General features: G+C 66.6%; 15 protein-coding genes and 1 pseudogene. 2 read left to right on the plus strand and 14 right to left on the minus strand.

The features are described from left to right. Positions 1 to 5: 5 nt before the first annotated feature. The 9 genes and pseudogenes from fadD32 to glf form a co-directional block, all read right to left on the minus strand. A complete protein-coding gene (fadD32, locus tag VEI45_RS01385) occupies positions 6 to 1,898 on the minus strand; it encodes a long-chain-fatty-acid--AMP ligase FadD32 (protein WP_324849389.1) in 1,893 nt (630 codons plus the stop codon). 298 nt (positions 1,899 to 2,196) lie between these two features. Beyond that, complete coding sequence (locus VEI45_RS01390) at positions 2,197 to 3,219, minus strand: cutinase family protein (RefSeq protein ID WP_324849391.1); 1,023 nt, start codon at positions 3,217 to 3,219, stop codon at positions 2,197 to 2,199. A 147-nt stretch (positions 3,220 to 3,366) separates the two neighbouring features. Next, a complete protein-coding gene (locus VEI45_RS01395; RefSeq protein ID WP_324849392.1) occupies positions 3,367 to 4,272 on the minus strand; it encodes an alpha/beta hydrolase family protein in 906 nt (301 codons plus the stop codon). Between the two features lie 159 nt (positions 4,273 to 4,431). Then, positions 4,432 to 5,487: an alpha/beta hydrolase family protein gene (locus tag VEI45_RS01400; RefSeq protein ID WP_324849394.1), complete on the minus strand. Its 1,056-nt coding sequence runs from the start codon at positions 5,485 to 5,487 to the stop codon at positions 4,432 to 4,434. A gap of 351 nt (positions 5,488 to 5,838) precedes the next feature. Then, positions 5,839 to 7,845, minus strand: coding sequence for a flagellar motor control protein ZomB (zomB, locus tag VEI45_RS01405; protein ID WP_414687374.1), 2,007 nt, complete (start codon positions 7,843 to 7,845; stop codon positions 5,839 to 5,841). A gap of 1 nt (position 7,846) precedes the next feature. Then, a complete protein-coding gene (locus VEI45_RS01410) occupies positions 7,847 to 8,770 on the minus strand; it encodes a decaprenyl-phosphate phosphoribosyltransferase (RefSeq protein ID WP_324849396.1) in 924 nt (307 codons plus the stop codon). Beyond that, positions 8,767 to 9,402 carry a phosphatase PAP2 family protein gene (locus VEI45_RS01415; RefSeq protein WP_324849398.1) on the minus strand — a complete coding sequence of 212 codons (636 nt, stop codon included), beginning with the start codon at positions 9,400 to 9,402 and terminating at the stop codon, positions 8,767 to 8,769. Before VEI45_RS01415 ends, VEI45_RS01410 begins: the two co-directional genes overlap by 4 nt. After that, a complete protein-coding gene (locus VEI45_RS01420; RefSeq protein WP_324849479.1) occupies positions 9,383 to 11,293 on the minus strand; it encodes a glycosyltransferase in 1,911 nt (636 codons plus the stop codon). The genes VEI45_RS01415 and VEI45_RS01420 overlap by 20 nt, the downstream gene beginning before the upstream one ends. Positions 11,294 to 11,514: 221 nt before the next feature. Then, a pseudogene (glf, locus tag VEI45_RS01425) lies at positions 11,515 to 12,687 on the minus strand (UDP-galactopyranose mutase); the annotation flags it as partial. Between the two features lie 295 nt (positions 12,688 to 12,982). Between glf and VEI45_RS01430 the strand changes: the two are divergent. Next, entirely contained in the window at positions 12,983 to 13,927 is a 945-nt protein-coding gene (locus VEI45_RS01430; protein ID WP_324849400.1) for a hypothetical protein, read from the plus strand. Positions 13,928 to 14,097: 170 nt separating this feature from the next. Then, positions 14,098 to 15,735, plus strand: a complete 1,638-nt coding sequence (locus VEI45_RS01435) for an N-acetylmuramoyl-L-alanine amidase (RefSeq protein ID WP_324849402.1) — start codon at positions 14,098 to 14,100, stop codon at positions 15,733 to 15,735. 11 nt (positions 15,736 to 15,746) lie between these two features. Here the strand turns inward: VEI45_RS01435 and VEI45_RS01440 are convergent, their stop codons facing one another. The 5 genes from VEI45_RS01440 to VEI45_RS01460 all read right to left on the minus strand — a co-directional run bounded on the left by VEI45_RS01440 (position 15,747) and on the right by VEI45_RS01460 (position 19,530). After that, positions 15,747 to 16,562 carry an HAD family hydrolase gene (locus VEI45_RS01440; protein ID WP_414687375.1) on the minus strand — a complete coding sequence of 272 codons (816 nt, stop codon included), beginning with the start codon at positions 16,560 to 16,562 and terminating at the stop codon, positions 15,747 to 15,749. 34 nt (positions 16,563 to 16,596) lie between these two features. Further along, positions 16,597 to 17,382 (minus strand): lysophospholipid acyltransferase family protein, encoded by a 786-nt coding sequence (locus tag VEI45_RS01445; protein ID WP_324849404.1) that lies wholly within the window; start codon positions 17,380 to 17,382, stop codon positions 16,597 to 16,599. A gap of 81 nt (positions 17,383 to 17,463) precedes the next feature. Continuing rightward, the gene (locus VEI45_RS01450; protein ID WP_324849406.1) at positions 17,464 to 18,213 is read right to left on the minus strand and encodes a lysophospholipid acyltransferase family protein; all 750 of its coding nucleotides are present in this window, start codon (positions 18,211 to 18,213) and stop codon (positions 17,464 to 17,466) included. A gap of 4 nt (positions 18,214 to 18,217) precedes the next feature. Continuing rightward, positions 18,218 to 19,000 carry a 1-acyl-sn-glycerol-3-phosphate acyltransferase gene (locus VEI45_RS01455; RefSeq protein ID WP_324849408.1) on the minus strand — a complete coding sequence of 261 codons (783 nt, stop codon included), beginning with the start codon at positions 18,998 to 19,000 and terminating at the stop codon, positions 18,218 to 18,220. A gap of 50 nt (positions 19,001 to 19,050) precedes the next feature. After that, entirely contained in the window at positions 19,051 to 19,530 is a 480-nt protein-coding gene (locus tag VEI45_RS01460) for a hypothetical protein (RefSeq protein WP_324849410.1), read from the minus strand. Positions 19,531 to 19,537: the final 7 nt, after the last annotated feature.

The following is a 19,537-nucleotide window of genomic DNA, read 5'->3' on the forward strand; positions in this document are numbered from 1 at the left end:
CGCGATCAGCCCGCCTCGTCGGGGAAGGCATTCGGGGCCGCGACGCCGCTGCGCAGGCTGCCGTCCAGGTAGGCGGTGCGGCAGGCGCGGCGCCCGATCTTGCCGCTGGAGGTCCGCGGAATCGATCCGGATGACACCAGCAGCACGTCGCGGACGGTCACCCCGTGCCGGACGGCGATGGCCGTCCGGATGTCGTCGGCGATGGGCTGATGGTCGAGCTTGTGCGTACCGGTGGCCCGCTCGCTGACAATCACCAGCTGCTCGGAGGTGTTGTCCGGATCGTATTTCAGGCCGGCGTGCGGGTTGTCGAACACCTCGGCGGGCAGCTGGTTCAGCGGCACCGAGAAGGCGGCCACGTAACCGGCTCGCAAGGCCCGGCTGGATTCCTGCGCTGAGTACTCGAGGTCCTGCGGGTAGTGGTTGCGGCCGTCGATGATGACGAGATCCTTCACTCGGCCGGTGATGTACAGGTCGCCCTCATGGTAAGTGCCGTAGTCGCCAGTGCTAACCCACATTCCGTCGTCGGGGGCTCCCTCGGCGTGCGACGGGCTGGTGCGCGACTTCAGGATGTTCTTGAAGACTTCGGAGGTTTCTGCTTCCCGGTTCCAATAGCCGGCACCCATGTTGTTGCCGTGCAGCCAGACCTCGCCGATCTGGCCGTCGGGCAGCTCACTGGCTGTCTCGGCATCGACGATCACTGCCCACTCGTCCACACCGATCTTGCCGGCAGACGCCTGCGCAACGCCGTTCTCTGCGTCGGCGGCCACCTCGACGAACCGCTTGTTGTTCAGCGCTTCCCGCTCGACGTAAACGATCTTGGGCAACTCCGCCGCCGGGGTGGTCGACACGAACAAGGTCGCCTCGGCCAGGCCGTAGGACGGCTTGATCGCCTTCTCCGGGAAACCGTAGGGCCCGAACGCCTCGTTGAACTTGCGTATCGATGACGCCGACACCGGCTCGCTGCCGTTGAGGATGCACCTGACCTTGCTCAGGTCCAGCGGCGGATCACCCTCCTTGGGCAGCCCCCGCAGCGCGGCGTGTTCGAACGCGAAGTTCGGCGCGGCGGAGATCGCGCCGCCGGTGTTGCCCTCCCTGCCGGCGAGCTCGCGTATCCACCGGATGGGCCGGCGCACGAAGGCGGCCGGCGTCATGAAGGTGTTCGGGTAACCGATCACCGAGGACACGAGGATGGTGATCAGGCCCATGTCGTGGAAGAACGGCAGCCACGAGACGCCAAAATCGCCTTCCTCACCTTCCAGCGCGTTAATCACCTGGACCACGTTGGTGGGCAGGTTCAGATGAGTGATCATGACGCCCGTCGGGGTGCGGGTCGAGCCGGAGGTGTACTGCAGGTAGGCGACGGTGTCGCGCTCGGCCGGCACGGGCACCCACGTGGCGCCGACGTCTGCGGGCACCGCGTCAACGGCGATGACGCGCGGCCGCTCCTTGGCCGGGCGGCTGCGGAAGAACTTGCGAACCCCCTCGGCGGAATCGCTGGTGGTCAGGATCGCCGATGGGGCGCAGTCGTCGAGCACCGCGTGCAGACGGCCGACGTGACCGGGTTCGGCCGGGTCGAACAGCGGCACCGCGATCCGGCCGGCGTACAAGACGCCAAAGAACGCAACCAGATAGTCCAGGTTCTGCGGGCACAGGATCGCGATCCGGTCACCGGGCTGAGTGACCTGCTCCAGCCGGGCGCCGACCGCCCGGTTACGGGTCCCGAACTCGGCCCAGGAGATGTCCCGCGCGACACCGTCGCGTTCGGTGGAGTAGTCCAGGAAACGGTAGGCCAGCCCTTCTCCGCGCACCTTCGTCCATTTCTCGACGTGACGGACCAGGTCGGTGTTTTCCGGGAACCTGATCTTGCCGTTCACGATGAACGGGTTGTGGTACGGCACGCCACTCTCCTGTCGTACAGTTCTGGGTCGGGCCTCTGGGCTGCGCCGACGGTTACATCCGGCTCAGGGTCGGCCAGCAGGACTGCGCGCAATCCGCCTGTCCAGGTCGTCCGAACGGCAAACCTCACAGATGGTACCGATGCACATCCAGGCAATCCGCAACGCATCGACTCGATAGGCCGACCAGAACTGTTCTTAAATTCCTCTTAATGTTAGTGGGCGGTGCGCCACGAACCAAATCCGAAGGTACCGCTTGTGACATCGGTCTGGTTGCAGCCGGGCCGTGTCGTATTGGCTGTTAACCGTGTTTCGGGTGTGACGCGTCGCCGATCGTCTCGTGCGCCCAATTCAAGGCCCACGCAGTGGCCGGCTGTCCGTCCAGACTCCAGAACTGGGTGGTGGCATACAGGGCGTGAACCGGCTGGCCGGCGCCGCCGGCCAGGACATCCAGCGTCCTGGGCAGGTTGGCCAGGCTGAACGCGTCCGGCGGGGCAGCGCAGATCAGGTCGCCGGTCCCACAGATCTCGTTGGTCTTGCTGTTGAGCGCACCGAAGCCGCCCGGCCGCGCGCCGGTCATCGTCAAACCCAGGCCGGACAGCACCGGCACCTCGGACAGGGTGATCTCGGCACCCTCGCCCGGCGGATTGGGTCCGATGTCCTGGCCGACGCCTGGCTGGCGGCGGCCATCGGCGATCAGCGTCACACCGACCACCAGGTCGTCGTCGACCGGACCGCGCCCGTTGCCGACATCGCTGGCAATGTCGCCGGCGATCACCGCGCCCTGGGAGAAGCCGACCAGCACATAGCTGGTCAGCGGGCACTTGGTGTTCATGTCGGTCATTGCCTTGACCGTGGCGCGGGTGCCCTCGGCCCGGCTGTCGTTATAGGACATTTGGGTGTCCCCGCTCAACGGATTGTGGAACTGCGCGGTGTAGGGCACGGTGTACGTCTCGACCCGGTTGGAGTTGAACTGCTCGCTGATCGGCCGAGTGACGTTGAGTAACAACGCCTTCGGGAACTCGACCGGGTTGAGCGGATTGTCCTGTGACGACGATTCCCAGGTGCCGGGAACCGCGATGAGTTGTACGTCGGGGCAGCTGGCATCTTGAAAGGCCGGCCGCGGCTTGTGCGGGTTGGCCGAACTGCCCGTCGGCGGCGCGATGCTGGGCGGCACGGCGCTCGGCGGGGTTTTCGGTTGCCGCAGGATGACGACCACTGCGTAGATGACCAGCCCCACCACAAGCGCCGTTGCGCAGGCGGCGATCAACGCCAAGGTGCGGTGGCGCTTCCGCCGGGAATTGCGCCGCGAGTTAACAGCCATGGTCTCCTGCTATGAGAGTCGGTCGGTCGCACAGTCGGCTCAATCGACAGTAGACAGCCGTAACGTCTGCCGCACCCTTGTACGGTACCGGGTCGCACCACCCGGCCCCGGTTCGCCAGGCTCGTGACAGCGGGCGGCTCCGGGGATCTAGCGGATCGCCCCGACGATGTCGCCGGACATCGCGCCCAGCTGGCCGCTCCATGAGCCCCAGTCGTTGCTGCCGCCGCCGGGGAAGTCGAAGTGGCCGTTGTGCCCACCGACGTTGCGGTACTGCTGGTAGAAAAACCGCGCGTTGCCCATCGCCTCGCCGGCCTGGCCGATCATCGCGGCGGCATCACCGCCCATGTTCAACGGGCTGTACACCCAGATCCGGGAATTGTTCTGCGCGAGCAACGCGGCGTGCACCCAGGGATCGTGCCACTTCCACCGACCCAGCTGTGGAGCGCCCCACATGCCGTTGCCGTCGATGCCGCCGAACTGCTGCAGCCCGGCCAGGATCGCACCATTCGTCGTGGTGTTCGACGGGTATAGGAAGCCCGACAGCGAACCCGCGTAGCCGTAACGGTCGGGGTGGAACGTGGCCAGGGCCATCGCGCCGTATCCGCCCTGGGATGCGCCCACCGCGGCGTGGCCGCCCGGAGCCAGGCCTTTGTTGGCGGCCAGCCAATCCGGCAACTCGCTCGACAGGAACGTCTCCCATTGCTTGCTGCCGTCCTGCTCCCAGTTGGTGTACATACTGAACGCGCCGCCGGCTGGCGCCGCCACCGAGATCCCCTTGCCGGCCAGGGTGTTCATCGCGTTACCGGCCGTCACCCAGTTGCTGACATCGGGCGCGGCATTGAACGCATCCAGCAGAACCACCATGTGCGGTCCGCCGCCCAGGAAGGCCACCGGGATGTCACGGCCCATCGCCCCCGACGGCACCATCAGCGTCTCGTACCCCGCGGCGCGGGCCGACCCGCCGTTGACGGTGGCAATGCTTACCGGGCCCCCGATCCCGATCGTCAGCACGGCGGCACACAGTAGGCGTAGCAGCATCGACAGACCTCTCATACCGACCTCACTCGTCGCTCGACCACCGACCCAGAGACCATCCCGCAGATCCCCTCCGTCCCGCAAGGTAGCTAACCACACCGTGAGAACCCGGACGCCGGAAATGACTAACGGCGACGACCCGCAAGGTCGTCGCCGTTAGTCGTGTTGTTCCTACCCTTAGGTGTGCTGGCCGGTCGGAGAGGCCGCGGGAGCTCCCGGAGCCGCGCCCGGGCCAGGACCCGCACCCGGCGTCGCACCGAGCGTCCGCTGCAAGTCGGGCAACATGGCGTGCAGCTGTGAACCCCAGTACGGCCAGTCGTGCGTGCCGTTGGCGTCGAAGTTGAACACCGCGTTGTGGCCACCGGCCGCGTTGTAGGCGTTCTGCCACTTGATGTTGCTGGTCCGCACGAAGCCCTCGAGGAACTTGGCCGGCAGGTTGTCGCCACCGAGTTCCGACGGCTTGCCGTTACCGCAGTACATCCAGACGCGAGTGTTGTTGGCGACGGTCTTGCCGACGTTCAGCAGTGGGTCGTTGCGGGCCCAGGCCGGGTCCTCCTTCGGACCCCACATGTCCTTGGTCTTGTAGCCGCCGGCGTCACCCATCGCCAGACCGATCAGCGACGGTCCCATGCCCTGCGAGGGGTCCATCAGACCGGAGAACGAGCCGACCTCGATGAACTGGTCGGGGTGGTAATTCGCCAGGTTCAGCGACGACGCTCCGGCCATCGACAGGCCGACAGCTGCGCTGCCGTTGGACTTGACCTGCTTGTTGGCAGCCAGGTACTGCGGCAGCTCGCTGGTCAGGAAGGTCTCCCACTTGTAGGTCTGGCAACCGGCCTTACCGCAAGCCGGGCTGTACCAGTCGGTGTACCAGCTGGACTGGCCACCCACCGGCATCACGATCGACAGACCGGACTGCAGGTACCACTCGAACGCGGGGGTGTTGATGTCCCAGCCGTTGAAGTCGTCTTGGGCGCGGAGGCCGTCAAGCAGGTACACGGCCGGCGAGTTGGCCCCACCGCTCTGGAACTGGATCTTGATGTTGCGGCCCATCGCCGCCGACGGCACCTGCAGGTACTCGACGGGCAGACCCGGCCGGGAGAACGCACCCGCGGTCGCGGACTGGCCCACGGCGCCGATCAGCCCCGGTAACAGGGCCGCTGCGGCGGCTCCCACTACGAGCCGGCGCGGCATCCTCTTTGCCGCGCCGCGAAACCTGTCAACAAGCCTCATTCTTGCTTCCTCATTCTTTGTCGGGCCCACAGCTGTGGGTCGGACTGCATGCGCCAGGTTGATAGGCGTACGGCGCAGTGTGCCCGAGTAGTCAACCACATCTTCGGGGCTGTCTTCTCCTCGGAGTGGGTCCCTCACCGGCCCCCACGCCGCGGAAAGACCCGCTCAACTCGGCTGCGGATCACCACGCTGTGAATGTGCCGACGAGCGGTCGCACGCCGGTAAGAATACATACGCCGGGTTGCTGGCCGCCGCTCGGGGCGGTTGTCATGGCGGTCTCAGCGTGCCGACGGAATACCCGTCAAAAAATTCTCTGCCGATCCGCGGCCGCAGCCGACAATCCACAGCCGGCTAGGGCCCGGTAGCCGGCAGACCGGTGTACGGGCCACCGCCGGACTCCGGCACGGCCAGGCCGCATCGGATGAGTTCGTAGCGCGGTACTCGGTCGATTCGGTACTTGGTGAATTCATAGGAGTGCACGAAGTTCGACACAAACCGATGAAAACCCATCGGAGCACGCACCGAATTCAGCATCGACTGGGTCGCCGGACATCGCAGGGCCGCCTCGGCCTGGGCGACCCACTGCGCGTCGAGGTATCCCGGAACGCCGGGATACCACTTCACCCAGGGCCCGTCGGCGATTACCCAGTCGGGGAACAGGTTCTTGTCGTGGCCGATCCGGCCGTGCTGCAAGCGGGCGGTGTGAGCGGCTATCGGGTTGGCCAATCCGATTTGGTCGATCACCCGGACATCCAGCCCGACATTCATGCCCAACATCCCGAGGTTGGTGAAAAACACTGTGTGCGGCCCTTTATCAGCCCCGCGGGGTGGGCCAGGTGGGCCGGGCGGGGGCGGCGGCGTGTTCGGCCGCGATTCCGGCGGGATGGGCGGGACTAGGTCCCACTGATCGTAATTGCCGGACGGCAGCAGCAAGGCCCCTTGTGGCGTGTTGTTGAGCGCCACCAGCACCGCACGCATCCGCGGGTAATCCAGGTAGTCGGCGGCCGTCAGCGGACGGGCGTGACCCGTCGCCTGCGAATAAAAGCGGCGCTCGTCGACGATGCCCGAGTAGGTGACCCGGGTGGCGTCGTCGCCCATTCCGGGCGAATTGGCCGCCCACAGCGACCAGCCCGCGACCGCCATCCACAGCGCGCTGACGGCACCGGCCAGCCAGTAGCCGGCCTCCCGGGACAGCCGGGTTCCGTCGGGAAACACCACCGGCACCACCGCCACCGGCGCGAGCAAACACAGCAGCGGTGCCAGCAGAACTCGGCCGTGCATGAAATCCCCGCCCTGCCGGATCCAGTACAGCGCTTGCAGCAGTCCGCTGACGAGGATGAATACCACGACGGCGGCAGGGCTCTGCACCGACCGGGCCAGCGGCCCGTGCCCGCGTGGCGGTGCGTGATGAGTCCACCAGGGCCGGCTCCCGCCGCCCAGCAGCACCAGAGCCAGCGCCACCAGCAACACCGCCGGCACCCACAGCGCGTAGGGCCGGTTGAAGTTCGACAGATAGATCACGCCCTTTGACCATTTGTCGCCCGCCGCATCCTTGGCCAGCGCGGTCCCGGGGAACAGCAGCGCGTAGTAGCCCATCCGGAAGATCTGGTAAGTCACCGGAAGCAGCCCGCCGGCCACCACGATCAGCACTCGGCGCCGCCGGCCTTTAGCTGCGATCAGCATCATGATCAGCGCCAGGCCGCCGACCAGAGCCAGCTCGGGGCGCACCAACACACTGCACCCGGCGACAAAGGCTAGCGCGCCGATGAACCATCGCCCGGACGGGCGCACCCGCATCGCCTGCGACCAGCAGACCATCATCCACCAGAGCAGCCCGAGGTAGGCCATTACCAGCCCGCTCTCCAGGCCTGAGGTAGCGAAGTCACGCGCCGGCGGGACCGCGATGTAGACCAGCGCGCCGGCCGGCAGCATGACCGCCCGACGGCCCAGCAGGCCGGGCGCGAACAGTCGGCCGGTGCCCAACATCAGCATCGCCAGCCCCGCCAAGCTGAGCAGCAGAGCCAACACCAGGGCCACATACTCCATGCGCATCGGCCAGTTCAGCCAGCTGCCCGCATACATCAGATAGGTCCACACCACCGAGGTGTTGGCCTCCACCCGCTCGCCCTTGTTGAACACCGGGCCGTTGCCGGCCAACAGGTTACGCACAGTGCGCAAGACGATCAGGCCGTCGTCGGAGATCCAGCGCCGCTGCCAGGCACCCCACCCGAACAACACGGCGACCACGGCCACACCCACCCAGAGACTGACCCGGACTGTCGTGTCGTACGGGAACGACGGCCGGCCTACCGCCGCGGCCGCCGGCCGGCGCGACGGGGCCGGGATCTTGGCGGCCACGTCAGCCGAGGATAACCGCAGCACCCACGGTTCCGATCAAGGCCAAGAACAGTATCTGCAGCACCCGGTCGCGCAGCGCGATGTCCTCGGGCTCTCCGGCCAGGCCGCCGTCAACGTCCACCGCATACCGCAGGATCGCGATCGTGAACGGCACCATCGACACCGCGAACCAGCCGGCCCTGCCGTGGTCGCGCTCGAAAGCCCACAGCCCGTAGCACACCACCACCGCGGTGGCCGACATCGTCCAGACGAAGCGCAGGTAGGTGCTGGTGTAGCTCTCCAGCGACTTGCGGATGCTGGCGCCGGTGCGCTCGGCCAGTTGCAGCTCGGCGTAGCGCTTGCCCGCCGCCATGAACAGCGACCCGAACGCCATCGTCAGCAAAAACCATTGCGACAGATGGATACTCGCGGCGGCGCCGCCGGCGATGGCCCGGATCAAAAACCCCGACGAGACGATGCAAATGTCAATCACCGCTTGGTGTTTGAGGCCGAAGCAATATGCCAGTTGGATGGCCAGGTATACCGCCGCCACCAACGCCAGATTGGGAGTGAGCAACCACCCGATCACCAGCGAAGCTGTCGCCAGCACCGCCGCCAGCGTGTAGGCCAGCCACACGGGCACCACACCGGCGGCAATCGGCCGGAACTGCTTGGTGGGGTGCTGGCGGTCGGCCTCGACGTCGCGGACGTCGTTGACCAGGTATGTGGCCGAGGCCGCCAGGCAGAACACCACGAAAGCGACCGCCACCTGGAAAAGCACTTTGACGTAGTCGTAGTGGCCATCGGCGCTCCAGGCGGCCAGCGGCGCGAGCAACACCAAGACGTTTTTCACCCATTGCCGCGGGCGCATCGCCTTAATCACGCCGACAAGCAGGTTGGTCGGCGGTCGGGTCACCGACACTTCGTCTTTGACGTCCTCGCTCATTCGCTCGCTCCACCCGCTGGTGTCAATCGCCCGTCTCTCCCCCGCAAGCGGGAGGTGCCCCCACCTCGTGCCGGCTTGACGGCCCGCATCGTCGCCGAGCGTGCCAATGGCCCGCCGATTCGAGCGGCAATGGCCGCGACGACGGCGCCGACGACCACGCCGGTTGCCACGTCGCTGGGATAGTGCACGCCGAGCAACACCCGCGAGAGCGCCATCGGCGGCACCAGCATGACAGGCAGCGGTGCTCCGGTGGCACGGGCCAGCAGGATGGACGCCGCTGTGGTCGAGGTGGCGTGCGCCGACGGGAAGCTCAGGCTGCTCGGTGTGCCGACGTTGACCGCGACCGCCGGATGGTGCGGCCGCGGACGCCGCACCACTCGCTTGATCAGCACGGCGGCCGCGTGCGCGGCGACGGCCCCGGCGCCGGCCACCAGCCAGGCTCGCCGCCGCGCCGGCTGCAGAATCGCACCAATCGCCGATATCGCGAGCCAGCCGATGCTGTGCTCGCCGAAATAGGAGAGGGCCCGCGCCGCCGCCAGCGCCCCCGGACGCCCGGCCAACGCGGATTGAACCGCTACCAGTACAGCCACTTCGCCGCGTGGCGGTGCCGATTCAGCCGCGATGTCGGCCATTGCCGGACACGTTGTCGTGGGCCGACGGGACCGCCAGCAGCACCGTCTCCCATTTCTCCTTGCTGGACAGCACCGGCAGCGCCGCGCGGTAGATGCGGCGCATCTCGTCGAAGCGGCTGAGAAGTTGCCGTTGTCGCCGCAGCGACTGCCACAGCAGCGTGAACATCTTGGCTCGGTCCCGTTGCCGGTAGACGGCGCCACGGCCGTCGGCGGTCGTGACGGTGGCGCCGTCCAGCGTGGACAGCCGGAACCACCGGGCGTCTTGAGTTGGCACGTTGAGCTGGGGGCGCCGATGGTGCGTCGGGTCTACCCGCTTCAGCTGATGGAGCGTCCCGCGGGCCAGTCGGTACCCAACGGCCAGCGGGTGCACCGGCGGCTTCATCTCGCGGTTACGCTCCGAGGGCGCCGGCAACTCGTCGGACGACGGCAACACCACCGCGTCCGGGTAGGCCTTGCGCATCGCGTGCACGTCGGGCAGCGCGGTTTCCAGTATCGAGAAAATGTGCTCGGGCCCGGCGAGGAAGTCGTCGATAGCCCTGTTCTGAATGGCTACTGTCGAATACTCAAGGCAGGAAAGGTGTTTGAGCGTCGCCTTGAGGTGGCTGCGGACCAGTCCGGATACGTCACCGTCCCAGTGCATGGCCGCGACCACCAGCCGGTTGCGTAGGTGGAAATAAGCCTGCCAGTCGATTGCGTCGTCCTTGTCGCTCCATGCCATGTGCCAGATCGCCGCACCGGGCAACGTGGCGGTGGGATAGCCATGCTCGGCGGCGCGTAACCCGTAATCGGCGTCGTCCCACTTGATGAACAGCGGCAACGGCTGGCCCAGCTCCTCGGCGACCTGCCGCGGGATCATGCACGTCCACCAGCCGTTGTAGTCGACGTCGATACGCCGATGCAGCAGTTGGCTGCGAGGGCTGTTGTCGCTCAACGGGTATTCGGCGAAGTCGTGGTCGTATTTGGTATACGGCGCGGCCGTCCACATGAAGTTCGACCGGTCGACCACCTCGCCCATGATGTGCAGGTGCGACGGCTCCTGCAGGTTGAGCATCTGGCCACCCACCAGCATCGGCGTCTTGGCGAAGCGGTGCATCGCCAGCACCCGCAGAATGGTGTCGGGCTCCAGCTGAATATCGTCGTCCATGAACAGGATCTGCTGGCAGTCAGTGTTTTTCAGCGACTCGTACATCACCCGGCTGTATCCGCCGGAGCCGCCGAGGTTGGGCTGGTCGTGGATGGAAAGCCGATCACCAAGTGGCGCGGCGGCGGCGGCGAAATCGGGGTGATCGCGCACCTTGGACGTGCCCTGGTCGGGCACAATCACTGCACCGATTATCCCGTCCACCAATGGATCTAAGGTGAGGTCACGCAGCGCGTTGACACAATCGTTCGGTCGGTTGAAGGTCGGGATGCCAACGGCGACGTTCGCGACTCCGGGCGCGGGCTTGTCGGAGTACCACCCGGCGCTACCCAGCGTGACCTTGCTCTCGGTGGTTATGTCGAACCAGATCCACCCGCCGTCTTCGAACGGCGCCAGTGCCACCTGGAACTCGACCCTTACCGGCTGCTCGCCGGCGCTGGCGAATTCGCGTCCTTCGACGAAGATCCGCGCGCCGGTGGCCTTGGTCCGGTAGACGTCGACGCGACCGGACCCGGTCACCTCGGCTCGCAGCACAACCGACGTGCACGTCGTCCACCGTCGCCAGTAACTGGCCGGGAAGGCATTGAAATAGGTGGCGAACGACACCTCGGACTCGGCGCCGATCTGCAGGGACGTGCGGTTGATCGCGTGGGCGCGACGGGAGTTGGTCGTCGACTCCTCCAGGTAGAGCTTTCGCACGTCGAGTGGCTCGCCGGGACGCGGCAGGATGACGCGGGCCAGCAGGCTCACGGCTTTACCGGATTGCCCGTCTTCTGTGTGCGGGGCAGCCGCATTGGCCGTGGCCCTGGCTGCATCGTCGCCGGTGGTCTTTGTCATCCGCGGATGGTTCCTCTGTTGTTCTGGTCTTGGGCCGGCGATGATGCAGGCCGCGGTGCGTCCTGGGGTGGGGGTACTCCCCTACCCGACCGTGGGGATCCCTCCCGCTCGCGGGGGCAAGCCGGCCGATCTTCGAGAGCTGCACCGTCACGCAGGTGCGGCGCCAGGGTGTTGTCGTACATGTTCAGTGCGCTGGCAATGGCCATGTGCATGTCGAGATACTGATAGGTGCCGAGGCGCCCGCCGAAAAGCACCTTCGCCGAGGCGGTTTCATCTTTGGCCCTGGCCCGGTAGGCGGCCAGCACGGTGCGGTCGGCCTCGGTGTTGATCGGGTAATAGGGCTCGTCGTCATGCTCGGCGAATCGGGAGTACTCCCGCATGATCACCGTCTTGTCGGTCGGGTATTCCCGCTCAGGGTGGAAATGGCGAAACTCGTGGATGCGGGTAAACGGCACGTCGATGTCGTTGTAGTTCATCACCGGTGTGCCCTGGAAATCGCCGATCGGCAGCACCTCGACCTCGAAATCCAAAGTGCGCCAACCTAGATGGCCGTCCGCGTAGTTGAAATAGCGGTCCAGCGGGCCGGTGTAGACGACCGGCGCGTCCGGGCTTTCCGCCCGCAGGCTGTCCCGCACGTCGAACCAGTCGGTGTCCAGCCGGACCTCGATGCGGTCATTGGCGGCCATGTTCTGCAGCCAGGCGGTGTAGCCATTGACCGGCAGACCCTCGTAAGTGTCGTTGAAGTAACGGTTGTCGAAGGTGTAGCGCACCGGCAGCCGGGTGATGTTGGCCGCGGGCAACTCTTTGGGGTCGGTCTGCCACTGTTTGGCGGTGTAGCCCTTGACGAACGCCTCGTAGAGCGGACGACCGATCAGCGAGATGGCCTTCTCTTCGAGATTCTGGGCGTCGGCGGTGTCGATCTCGGCGGCCTGCTCGGCAATGAGCTTTCGCGCCTGTTCGGGGCTGAAGTAGCGGCCAAAGAACTGGGACACCAGTCCGAGTCCCATCGGGAATTGGTAGGCCTGCCCGTCGTGCATGGCGAAGACGCGATGCTGGTAGCCGGTGAACTCGGTGAACTGCCGCACGTAATCCCACACTCGCTGGTTCGAGGTGTGGAAGAGATGCGCGCCGTACTTATGCACCTCGATGCCGGTTTGCGGCTCAGCCTCGGAGTAGGCGTTTCCGCCGATATGCGGGCGCTTTTCGACGACGAGCACGCGCTTGCCGAGCTGGCTGGCCACGCGTTCGGCAATCGTCAGGCCGAAAAATCCGGAGCCGACGACAAAAAGGTCGAAACGAGTGGTCATCGGTTGCCTAGGGTATCCGACCGCGCGACCATAGCCCGCTTGGCGGCGGCGTTCGGCCGGGGTGTTCTGGGTGGGGCGTTCGCCGGCGGCGTGGATACCAGCGCCGCGGCTGACGATCGAGCGCATTTTGGTGACGAAGGTCGCGATTGGCTCACGATTCGATCTCGCCACTCTAGTCACAGTAATCACGTCAGTACCATCGATCATGTGCCCGAAGTAGCACTCTTCAAGGCACCTTGCGCGTGCTGAGCGCGCATGACACCGAGACGACACAGTCTAGATTGAGGAGACTTCCGTGCCGAACCGACGTCGACGCAGGCTCTCGACAGCCACGAGCGCAGTCGCCGCTCTGGCGGTCGCGAGTCCATTTGCTTATGTGGCCGTCAGCGGCCTGCTGACCGACACCAAACCCGCGCCCCAACACCGTGAGTTCGTCCAGGCCGCGGGGATGACCGACTTGCCCGGCGAGTTGATGAACGCGCTGTCGCAGGGTCTGTCGCAATTCGGGGTCAACCTCCCGCCAGTGCCGAGCCTGACCGGTACTACCAGCCCCGGGCTCACCTCGCCGGGCCTCACGTCACCGGACCTGACCACGCCAGGCCTCACCAGCCCCGGTCTGACCTCGCCGGGTCTGACATCGCCAGGCCTCACCAGCCCCGGTCTCACCTCGCCGGGTCTGACCTCGCCGGGTCTGACCTCGCCAGGCCTCACCAGCCCCGGCCTCACCCCGGGCACGACGCCGGGCCTGACGCCGGGCATGACCCCGGGCACGACGCCGGGCCTGACCCCGGGCGCAACTCCAGGCCTGACCCCGGGCGCAACTCCAGGCCTGACCAATCCCTCGCTGACCAGCCCGGGCGGCCTGACACCCGGGCTGACTAACCCGGCCGGCTTCGATCCATCGGTGGCCAGCCCCGGCGCGCTGGCGAATCCGAGCGAATTTCCGATCAGCGACCCGATCGGCTTGGACCCGGGCGCCGGCGGCACCTACCCGATCCTCGGCGATCCATCGCTCGGCGCTGCGCCGTCGGGTGGAGGTGGTAGCGGCGGACTGGTCAGCGACATGATGAGCGCGGCCAACCAACTGGGCGCCGGCCAGGCCATCGACCTGCTCAAGGGCCTGGTGATGCCGGGGCTGAAGCAGGCTATGCAGGGCGCCAATCCGGCCGCAGCTGCGGCTGCGCCGGCCGCTGCTGCGCCGGCCGCAGTCTTGCCGGGGCTGCCGGTCCCGACCCCCTGAGGGAACCCGGCGGGTAGGACTTGCCACGCGAATCGGCACCGCAGAATTGGGATCAAGCGCGACCGCGCTGCCCGATCTCTGCGGTGCCGTGCCGTGGGTTCGTCGACTTAGTTCACTCACGTAGCGTGTCGAATCATCTGCAACACTAGACGCATACGTAACATCGGGTGGTGCCGCGCCGCCGTCCCGCACCGACGATGCTGTTCACGGCCATCGCCGCGACAGCGATCATCCTCCCGTGGGCGGCTGATCCGGCCACGGGACACCGAGACCAGCGGCATCAAGCGGCCCGCCCCGGCGATACTCACCTCGCCCAACAGCCGTTGGTTGGCCTCGGTGGCGGCCTCACAGTCCGTGAAATCAGCCAAGCCACACCGTTTTCCATGGTTGCACTGACCGGCGGAGACCTCAGCGGCACCTCAGCGCGGATACGCGCCCGGCACGCCGATGGCTCGTGGGGCCCGTGGTACGAGACCGAGGCGCTGCGGGCCCCGGGCGGCCACGGCTCAACACCGGGTCCATCCGGCACCGATCCCGTATTCGTGGGCAAAACCACGACCGTGCAGGTCGCGGTCAGCCGCCCGCCCGGCGCACCGCCGACGGCACGGCCGAAGGGCACGACGACGGCCACCACCGGGCTGGGCTACCTTCCGGCCACCGTGGAACAGCCGTTGGCGCAGAACATCTCGGCTGTCTTTATCTCACCGCCACAGGCGCCGGCCGACACCCAGTGGACGGCACCCACCGCTGTCATCGCGGCGGGTCAGCCGCCGAACATCATCGGTCGGGCGCAATGGGGCGCGGACAAACTGGTGCGCTGCGGAAACCGGCCGTTCAATGAAGGCATCCGCGCCGCGGTCGTCCACCACACGGCGGAGAGCAACGACTACCAGCCGCAGGACTCAGCGGCGATCGTTCAGTCGATTTACGCCTACCACACCCAAATACTGGGCTGGTGCGACATCGCCTACAACGCCCTGGTCGACAAGTACGGTCAAGTATTCGAGGGCAGGGCAGGAGCACTCACCGGGCCAGTCCAGGGTGACCACACCGGCGGCTTCAACCGTGAAGCCTGGGGTGTGGCAATGATCGGCAACTTCGACGACGTGGCGCCGACACCGATCCAACTCAACACCATCGGCCGGCTGCTCGGCTGGCGGCTGGGACTGGATCACGTCGACCCCAAAGGCACAGTCACATTGGCGTCGGCCGGCGGGCCCGACACTAACTATCCCCTCGATGCCACCGCGACGCTGCCGACTATCTTCAGCCACCGCGACGTCGGCGCTACCGACTGCCCGGGCAACGTCGCCTACGCACTTTTGGACGAGATCCGCGATACCGCAGCGCGCTTCAAGAGCCCGCCCCGACCCGAGGACTTGGCCATGTCGCTGCAAGGCGGGGCGATCTATGACCGTTGGCAGTCGATGGGTGGCGTCAACAGCGTATTGGGCGCGCCGACGTCACCGGAAGCAACCGCGACAGGCTCGGCGCGCTACGCCACCTTCGACAAGGGCGCGATGTATTGGTCGCCGGAGACCGGTGCCGAACCGGTCACTGGAGCCATCTACGACGCGTGGGCCTCGCTCGGCTATGAGCGCGGTGCGTTGGGATTGCCGACCAGCGGCGAGTTCCAGGAGCCGCAGTGGGTGAAACAGAACTTCCAGCACGGCACGCTGGACTTCGACCGGCTCAGCGGGCGCGTCAGCCGGGTGATCGACGGTGTGGCCGAGGAATTGCCGCCGTCGCCGCCGACCGGACCACCGAGGCAGCTCGAGCGCTTCTCACCGGTGCATCTCGCCGACTGAAGGCCGCAGGGCTAAAGCCACCACCGTTCCAGTACCCGTGCCACCCCGTCGTCGGTGTTGGGCGCGGTCACCTCGTCGGCGGCGGCTATCGCGTCGGGATGCGCATTGCCCATCGCCACCCCATGGCCGGCGCGCAGCAGCATCGGCACGTCGTTGGGCATGTCCCCGAACGCGACCACGTCGTCGTCGGTGATGCCGTGCGGCCGGGCGAGTTCGGCGATACCGGTGGCCTTGTTGACGCCCAACGGCACGATTTCGATCAGCCCGTTGTTGGTGGAGTAGGTGATGTCGCCCTCGATGCCGACATGCTTGGCGAGCTCGGCGGCCATATCGGCGCTGCGGGCACCGGCCTTGCGGATCAACAGTTTGATCGCCGGGGCGCTTAACAGGTCCTCGATGGACACTTCGGTGTTGTCCGGATTGAGCCAGGCGTGCTCGTAGCCCGGCGAGCTGACAAACTGCGGCGTGGCCGTGTCGTGCGCGCTACCGCCGACCCGCTCGACGGCCAACCCGGCGCCAGGGATGGCACGCGTCGCGATCTCCGCCAGTTCGCCCAAAGTGGCCACGGACAGCGTCTGGGCGGACACCACCCGGTCGGTCGCGGGATCGTAGATCACAGCGCCGTTGGCGCACACCGCCATCGGCGCGAAGCCGAGGTCGTCGACCACCGGCTGCACCCAGCGTGGTGGCCGACCGGTGGCCAGCACGAACTGCGCTCCGGCCTCGACAGCGGCGCGCACCGCGTTGCGCGTGCGCGGGGTGATCCTCTCGTCGTCGGCGATCAGGGTGCCATCCACATCGCAGGCGATCAGGGCGGGCAGGGTCACCGGGCCGATCCGCCGTCGCAGCCAGCCGGAATGATCAATGTTTTCCGCTTTGACTTTGCCCGGACCGCGTCACGCCGTCGGTTCCATACCGCTCAAGGCGCTCTTGCAATTCGGCCAACCGGATCGCCTGGGAATCCTCCCGGGTCGGCGCGCGGCCACCCAGCCGCCGCGGCACCCAGAACTCGCCCTCCGGGTGCGGATACTCCTCTTGCACCTGGTACAGCAACCCGTTCATCGCGTGTCGCAGCGCGACGTTGAGTTGTTCGGCGGTGCCGTGCGGCGGCAGCGGCCGGCCCGCCGCCACGGTGATCGGAATCTTGTTGCGGAACACCTTCTTTGGGTGGTCTTTAGGCCAGATGCGATGGGCGCCCCAGACGATCACCGGGACGATCGGCACTTGCGCCTCCAAGGCCATCCTGGCTGCCCCGGTCTTGAACTCCCGGAGTTCGAAACTGCGGCTGATGGTCGCCTCGGGATGCATCCCGATGAGCTCGCCGCTGCGCAGTCGCTGCACAGCGACGTCGAAAGCGTCGTGTCCCTTCCTGCGGTCCACCGGAATGAGCCTGGCGTGCTTGATGACGTAGTTGACCGCCTTCACGTCCGTCATCTCGGCCTTGATCATGAAGTACATCCGCCGGCCCCGTTCATGCACGGCGAACAACGGCGGAAGCCAGTCCAGGTAGCTGGTGTGGTTCTGGGCAAGCAACGCGCCGCCCTGCTCGGGAATGTTCTCCAGGCCGCGGAAGGTGAACTTGGTTCCGTTCATCGCGACGACCGGCGGCACGATCCACTCGCCGAACCGGTAAAACGGCTCTGCCATGCTCGGTGCTCCTTTCGTGCAATCCGGTGCCGCCTTATCGTCCCCGACGCGGGCGCTGAGCGCCGTCAGCTGCTCGCCGTCTCACCCACCGTGCTCCGCCCGCTTCCGGGCACGCTCAGCTTTCTCAGTTTCCTCAAGAATCTTTGCCTCCGCCACCGTAGGTGCGCTGCCGCCGAGCCGCCGCGGTACCCAGAACGCGCCCTCCGGGTGCGGGTATTCCTCTTGCACGCGGTGCAACACGGCTGTCATTTCGTCGCGCAGCGCCGCATCGAGATGCTCGACATCCGCGTTCGGGGCAAGCGGCCGGCCCGCCGCCACGATGACCGGGATCCTTTTTCGGCCGACGTTTCGCGGCTGGTCTTTCGTCCAAATCCGTTGTGCGCCCCACACGATCAGCGGAATCGTCGGTACGCCGGCCTCCAGCGCCATCCGGGCCGCCCCGGTCTTGAAGTCCTTGAGCTCGAAGCTGCGGCTGATCGTCGCCTCGGGCATCAGGCCGACCACCTCGCCCGCCTGTAGCAAGCGGACAGCCCCGGCGTAGGCCTCGGATCCGGCTCCCCGGTTGACCGGGACCGTCTTGGTGTGCTTGATCAAGAAGTTGACGATCTTCACCTGCTGCATCTCGGCCTTGATCATGTAGCGGATGCGCCGACCCCGGTAATGCACGGCAAGCGCGGCCGGTAGCCAGTCCACGTAGCTGGTGTGGTTGATCGCGATCACCGCACCGCCGGTGCGTGGAATGTTCTGCAGGTTTTGGTAGGTGATCTTGGTGCCGGTTGCCGCGACCAGAGCCTTGGCCGCGATCTCGAGAGTTCGAAAAACCGGCTCCATACCGCTACTCCGACGCGCCCGCTGAATCCGCTCGCTGGCGAGCTGCCCGGGCGGCGGCGCGCTGGCTGGCCTCCTCGGCGTCCAAGCGGGCAGCCTCCGCCAGGGTAGGGGCGCCACCTCCCAGCCGGTGCGGCACCCAGAACTCGCCGGCCGGATGCGGGCCGTACGAGTCCTGCACCCGCTCCAACAGATGCTGCATTCGGGAATGCAACAACGCCGTCAGGTCGGGCGCGGGCAGGGTCGGCAGGATCGGCTCGCCCACCGCGATCGCGATCGGGACTTTCGGACGGAACAGCTTCTTGGGATGGTCCTTGGTCCAGATCCGCTGGGCACCCCACACGATGTGCGGAACGATCGGCACGTCGGCCGCGATCGCCATCCGGGCCGCGCCGGACTTGAACTCCTTGATTTCGAAACTGCGGCTGATCGTTGCTTCGGGATAGACACCGACCAGTTCACCGGCCTTGAGTCGCTGCACGGCCGCTTCGAACGACGCGGCGCCACTGGCCCGGTCCACGGGGATGTGCCGGCAACCCCGCATGATCGGCCCGGTGATCTTGTTGTCGAAGACCTCCTGCTTGGCCATGAACCGCACTTTGCGCCCGAGGCCCTGCTTGTAAGTGGGTAGCCCCGCGAGGGTGAAGTCGAAATAACTGGTGTGGTTGATCGCGATGATGGCACCGCCGGTGGTAGGCACGTTCTCCACCCCGACAACCGTGAAACGCAAACCCTGTACGCGCCACGCCAGCCGCACGAGTTGGATGATCGTCCCGTACACCGGTTCCACAGTCGTCCAGCCTAGTGGTGCGGGCTGGCAGCCACCTAGGGCCGGGCCGGTCAGTCGATCGCGCCGACCAGTTCAAATTCGGCCAGCGTGCGCGCTACCCGCTGGCGCAAATCCGACTTGGAGTTTTTCCCGTCGGGTTGGTAGGCGGCGACAGTCAGGAAGACCTCGCCGACGATGCGCCCAGACCGCACGTAGAGGATGCCGCGGGTCCGCTGCAGGCTTGCTCGCGTGGTGTGTTGCTCCACCAACCGTAGAAACACCTGGTCGGCTTCGGATCCGTCCGGACAAGCCACCGCTGGGTCGATGTCACCGAGATTGGAGCAACCCACGGGCAGTTCGTCGTAGCCGAACGCCACCTCGGCCAGTCGTCTAACCGCGCGTTTTGGTGTCAGCGGTGTCAACGGAAGAAGCTGCAGCGACACATCCGGCGTCTCCCGCAGCGTCTTGAGCGTCTGTTTCAGTGCCGTGCGCACGCCGCCCAAATCGGTTGTGACGCTGGCGGGGTCGACGGCGACGTCGGCGAATGCCAATGCGTTC

Origin of the sequence: Mycobacterium sp. (assembly GCF_035623875.1) — a bacterium.
Taxonomy (GTDB): Bacteria; Actinomycetota; Actinomycetes; order Mycobacteriales; family Mycobacteriaceae; genus Mycobacterium.

Excerpts from the sequence above, each read along its gene's own strand:
- VEI45_RS01390 (WP_324849391.1), bottom strand. The coding sequence starts at position 3,219 with ATGGCTGTTAACTCGCGGCGCAATTCCCGGCGGAAGCGCCACCGCACC.
- VEI45_RS01395 (WP_324849392.1), bottom strand. The coding sequence starts at position 4,272 with ATGAGAGGTCTGTCGATGCTGCTACGCCTACTGTGTGCCGCCGTGCTG.
- VEI45_RS01400 (WP_324849394.1), bottom strand. The coding sequence starts at position 5,487 with ATGAGGCTTGTTGACAGGTTTCGCGGCGCGGCAAAGAGGATGCCGCGC.
- VEI45_RS01410 (WP_324849396.1), bottom strand. The coding sequence starts at position 8,770 with ATGAGCGAGGACGTCAAAGACGAAGTGTCGGTGACCCGACCGCCGACC.
- VEI45_RS01415 (WP_324849398.1), bottom strand. The coding sequence starts at position 9,402 with ATGGCCGACATCGCGGCTGAATCGGCACCGCCACGCGGCGAAGTGGCT.
- VEI45_RS01445 (WP_324849404.1), bottom strand. The coding sequence starts at position 17,382 with ATGGCAGAGCCGTTTTACCGGTTCGGCGAGTGGATCGTGCCGCCGGTC.
- VEI45_RS01450 (WP_324849406.1), bottom strand. The coding sequence starts at position 18,213 with ATGGAGCCGGTTTTTCGAACTCTCGAGATCGCGGCCAAGGCTCTGGTC.